The sequence below is a fragment of the Lancefieldella parvula genome (genome assembly GCF_963530955.1).
Taxonomy (GTDB): Bacteria; Actinomycetota; Coriobacteriia; order Coriobacteriales; family Atopobiaceae; genus Lancefieldella; species Lancefieldella parvula_A.
In genome coordinates this window covers 1-4,536 of the sequence record NZ_CAUSFQ010000098.1, presented here as the reverse complement: position 1 = coordinate 4,536, position 4,536 = coordinate 1, and the positions used below count along the sequence as shown (strand labels likewise).

3 protein-coding genes and 2 pseudogenes are annotated in these 4,536 nt (G+C 43.6%); 4 read left to right on the top strand and 1 reads right to left on the bottom strand.

Going from position 1 to position 4,536, the window contains the following annotated elements; all coding sequences use genetic code 11:
* A pseudogene (locus RWJ43_RS06080) lies at nt 1-500 on the top strand (FAD-dependent oxidoreductase); the annotation flags it as partial.
* A 143-nt stretch (nt 501-643) separates the two neighbouring features.
* Here the strand turns inward: RWJ43_RS06080 and RWJ43_RS06075 are convergent.
* Nucleotides 644-1,360: a class I SAM-dependent methyltransferase gene (locus tag RWJ43_RS06075; RefSeq protein WP_314008970.1), complete on the bottom strand. Its 717-nt coding sequence runs from the start codon at nt 1,358-1,360 to the stop codon at nt 644-646.
* A gap of 231 nt (nt 1,361-1,591) precedes the next feature.
* Between RWJ43_RS06075 and RWJ43_RS06070 the strand changes: the two genes are divergently transcribed.
* The 3 genes and pseudogenes from RWJ43_RS06070 to RWJ43_RS06060 form a co-directional block, all read left to right on the top strand.
* A complete protein-coding gene (locus RWJ43_RS06070; protein WP_314008968.1) occupies nt 1,592-2,155 on the top strand; it encodes a TetR/AcrR family transcriptional regulator C-terminal domain-containing protein in 564 nt (187 codons plus the stop codon).
* A 181-nt stretch (nt 2,156-2,336) separates the two neighbouring features.
* On the top strand, nt 2,337-4,130 hold the full coding sequence (locus tag RWJ43_RS06065) for an oleate hydratase (protein ID WP_314008967.1): 1,794 nt from the start codon (nt 2,337-2,339) through the stop codon (nt 4,128-4,130).
* 164 nt (nt 4,131-4,294) lie between these two features.
* Nucleotides 4,295-4,536 (top strand): annotated as a pseudogene (locus RWJ43_RS06060) (class I SAM-dependent methyltransferase); the annotation flags it as partial.

Sequence of the window (4,536 nt, the reverse complement as noted above, 5' to 3'; positions counted from 1 at the left end):
CTTCCATCATTTTCAACGTCACTGGTAAAGAGGACTACATTCCTCTGGCAACCAATGCTGTCCGCCAGGGTCTGCACGTTGGTCCTAACATGCTTGAGCCAACTGCTGCTTATGCAGGTACTCAGGCTTCCAGTGCAGTTCAGCTCTACAACTACTCCATGGCTGCAGCAGGCCTCACCGTTGAGGGTGGCAAGGTTCGTGGCTATGAGTACGATTCCGTCTCCATCACCGAGAACTACCGTCCTGAGTTCATGCTGACCACCGAGCCAGTCACCGCCACGCTTGTCTGGGATCCAGAGACTCGCCTTATCAAGGGCGCACAGTTCTTCTCGACACATGACGATGTTGCTCAGGCAGCAAACGTTGTTTCTGTTGCTATTGCTGCTGGTATGACCATTGACAACCTTGCAGCTGTTGACCTTCTGTTCCAGCCAAACTTTACCAACCCAGTCAACTACATTGGCTCTGTTGCTATGGCGGCCTGCGCAAAGGCCAAGTAAGCTCCGCACATAACACGCAATAAAAGAGAAGGAAGCTGGTATTTCTGCCGGCTTCCTTCTTTGCTATCGAGCCCGAGTCTAGCTCGATGAATGACTATTTTGTGTTTGCTCTACCTTGATCCTGCATTGGCTTGATGCGGAGCCTATCTTGGCTTTCTGCTCACTACGGCAATGTAGTTAAGGTCATCTGCGTGATCGTTGAAGAACGTGAACATGCTCGTAAACATCTTGGTGTTCTCAGGTTTGAGACCGTTTCTAATAACCCTCAGAGCTCCGTCAGCACCCTCATCGGCAATAAGTCCTGCCGGATTCATAAGCGTCATCTTGCCGTTCTTTGTTTCAGGGCAGAAACCTGCTGACTCAAAGAGATTCTTCCAACCTGCGAGGGTTAAAGGCTTTACGTTGACGTTGATAGTTCTTGAGAGCTCGTGGACCAACTCATCGTCTTCTTTGAGCAGGAGGACGTCATGGGTAAGGAGCACACCGCCTGGCTTGAGTACTCGTGCATACTCTTTAACCGCAGCCGTCTTCTGCTGGTCAGAGAGCATGGTGAGCATAGCCTCGTTAATAACAACATCAAAGCTGTTATCAGGGTAGGAGAGGTTTGTAGCGTCTCCTTGTTCCACCGTTACATACTGCTCGATGTTGTTTCTCGCGATATTTTCCTTTGTCTTAGGAAGTATGTCTGCATTGAGATCGATTGCGGTTACGTGGCAGTGGAATCGCTTTACCAGTTCAACCGTAGTGGTGCCAATATTACAAGCCACCTCAAGAATTTGAGTTTCTGGCGTAATCTCTACTGAGTTAAGCAGCCAATTGGTTGCCTCAATACCGCCAGGGCGCAGTCTTGTCTTTCCCATACGTAGTAAAAACTCGTGACCAGCTTCCATACTAAGACCCCTTTCATACTATGAAAGAAATTAAGTTAGCTTTATCTAACTAATACAAGTTAACCACATCATTACCTGCGAAAAAAGCCAAATTAATTGCTATTTTTGGAACAATTTCATAGGCATGAGGTTATAAATCTTGTTCCAAGAGTATCGCGGTATACTTTGGTAACTCATATAAAGATCTTCAGGAGTAAAAACATGAGCAAGGCTACAACAAAGATGGCCATCGCATTTGCCTTTAAAGAACTGCTGCTAGAAAAGCCGCTCAACAAGATTACCGTTAATGATATTGCCGAAAAGTGCGAGATGAACCGTCAAACGTTCTACTATCATTTCCACGATATTCTGGAGCTCACCGAATGGATTTGTGAAGAAGATGCTGAGCGTGCGCTCAAAGAAAATAAGACATATGATACTTGGCAAGAGGGGTTTCTCGCCATCTTTAACATGATCAAAAAAGATAAGCCCTTTATTCTTAATATTTATCACAACGTTCCTCAAGATTACTTATACAAGTATCTATATAAGGTTACCTATCAGCTTCTCTATGACGTGCTTGAAGAAAAAGCTGAGGGAATGGTTGTTAGGGAAGAAGATAAGGCTTTTATCGCAAATTTTTACAAGTATGGTTTTGTTGGATTAGTGCTTGAGTGGATTGATGGGGGAATGACAGAAGATCCTAAAATTATTGTAGATAGGCTTAATTCTCTTATTCATGGGTCGTTTAATCATGCACTGACCAATGCTAAAAGAAACAAATAGCAATACGACAAAATAGCCTCTTTGTCGTGAAATTGAGCAATATGAGTGGACTGTCACTTTATCGGACAGTCCGCTCTTTTTGTGCATTTTCTTTAGCAGTTTATAAGTTTATAGTGAATGCAAGGTAAGGGCGACTTACTAATTTCCGCAGGTATTTAAGCGGAAAACTAAGGAGGAAGTTATGTACTACTCTGCTGGAACGTATGAATCGTTCGCTAAACCAGAAAAGCCCAAAGATGCCGACAGGAAATCAGCTTATATCATCGGAACAGGTCTTGCGGGTCTAGCTGCTGCGTTTTATCTTGTACGCGATGGCCAGGTTAAAGGTTCAAGAATTCACCTACTAGAAAAACTTGAACTTGCAGGCGGAAGCTGTGATGGACGCAAAGATATAACAAAGGGTTTCTATATGCGTGGTGGCCGTGAGATGGACAACCACTTTGAATGCATGTGGGATATGTTCAGAGACGTTCCATCAATTGAAACGCCTGGTATATCGGTACTTGATGAGTACTATTGGCTCAACAAGCACGACCCCAATTATTCACTGTGCAGAGCTTCTGAGAAGTGCGGTAAAGATGCTCACACAGACAAAAAGTTCAAGCTTGATAGAGAGTCATCACTTGCGCTCGCTAAGCTCTTTATGACTCCCGAGAAGGACCTTGAGGACAAAAAGATTAGCGATGTGCTTCCTGATTCTTTCTGGAAAACTAACTTCTGGCTCTATTGGCAGACTATGTTTGCATTCCAAAGATGGTCTTCAGCTCTTGAGATGAAACGCTATTTATGCAGGTTTTGTCATCATATTGATGGTCTTCCTGACTTTACTGCATTACGTTTTACTAAGTACAATCAGTACGAGAGCATGATTTTGCCACTGGTTAGGTATCTTGAGAGCCATGGTGTAAGCGTTGATTATGGTATGGACGTCAAGAACGTCATTATCAACGATACCAACGGTAAAAAGGTAGCTACTCAGATTGTTTACGAGAAGAACGACTCACAACAAACCATTGATCTTACTGAAGACGATTTGGTGTTTATCACCAATGGTTGTTGCACCGATACCTCTTGCTATGGTGATCAGAACACAGCTCCCGATATTAGTAACGTTAGAAATGGCGTGGGAGAATCCTGGGATTTGTGGAAAAACATTGCAGCTCAGGCTAAACATGGTGAGTACGGAAATCCTGAGAATTTCTGCAGTGACTTTGAGGCAACCAACTGGATGAGCGCTACTATCCAAACAAAAGATGAAGAAATCATCAAGAAAATCATTGGTGTCTGCAAGAGAGATCCAAGAGAAGGCAAGGTCACAACTGGCGGCATTGTAACCGTCAAAGATAGTACCGATAACTGGTATCTCTCGTGGACTATTAACCGTCAGCCACAGTTTAGAGCGCAGGATAAAGATACTGTACTTATCTGGGTCTATGCTCTGAGCACCAATAAACCTGGTAATTTTGTTAAGAAAGCCATGCGCAACTGCACTGGTGAGGAAGTTTGCCAGGAATGGCTCTACCACATTGGCGTTCCAACCAAAAAGATTGAAGACTGGGCAAAGAACCGCTGCAACACTACAACGTGCTTCATGCCTTACATCAACGCATTCTTCCAGCCGAGAAAAGCGGAGGATAGGCCGCTGGTTGTTCCTGAGGGATCTGTTAACTTTGCCTTTATTGGACAGTTTGCCGAGACTCCTCGAGATACCATTTTTACTACGGAATATTCAATCCGTACCGGTATGGAGTCTGTCTACACGCTGATGAACGTTGATAGGGGTGTGCCAGAAGTTTGGGGCTCTCAATACGACATTAGAGAGCTTCTTAAGGCAACCTATTATGCCCTAGACAAGAAAACGCTTGATAAGGCTCCTCTTTCATTCAAAGAGAAGATGCTTTTGAAGGTTGCTCTTAAAGCTGTTAAGGGCACCGATATTGAGTTGCTTCTAAGGAACAGTGGACTGATTAAGTAGGAGCAAGAAGAACAAGCAGTTTGTCGCAATTAAAGCGTAAGCAAACTGACATGTACGAGTAATGCAAAAGTGGCTGCAGACAATACGTCAAATGCAGCCACTTTTTTACGATTCAGATATAAAATTTACATCGAAATACGATGGTATTTTGAGGAGATTACAAGATGAATGACTATATAAAATTAAATAAAGATAGATGGAATAAGGTTAACAATGACTATACCCAGCCATTGACGCATGAAGAATTAGAAGAGGCTAGAAATAATCCAATTGCCGTTGCATTAACTGTTGGCAAAAAAGTTCCAACAGAATGGTTTGAAAAAGCCAACGGAAAAAAGATATTAGGTTTGGCTTGTGGCGGCGGACAGCAGGGACCCGTTTTTGCTGCAAAAGGTTATGACGTAAC

What these genes read in the sequence shown, in the direction of transcription:
- RWJ43_RS06075 (WP_314008970.1), bottom strand. Translation starts at nt 1,360, where the DNA reads ATGGGAAAGACAAGACTGCGCCCTGGCGGTATTGAGGCAACCAATTGG.
- RWJ43_RS06070 (WP_314008968.1), top strand. Translation starts at nt 1,592, where the DNA reads ATGAGCAAGGCTACAACAAAGATGGCCATCGCATTTGCCTTTAAAGAA.
- RWJ43_RS06065 (WP_314008967.1), top strand. Translation starts at nt 2,337, where the DNA reads ATGTACTACTCTGCTGGAACGTATGAATCGTTCGCTAAACCAGAAAAG.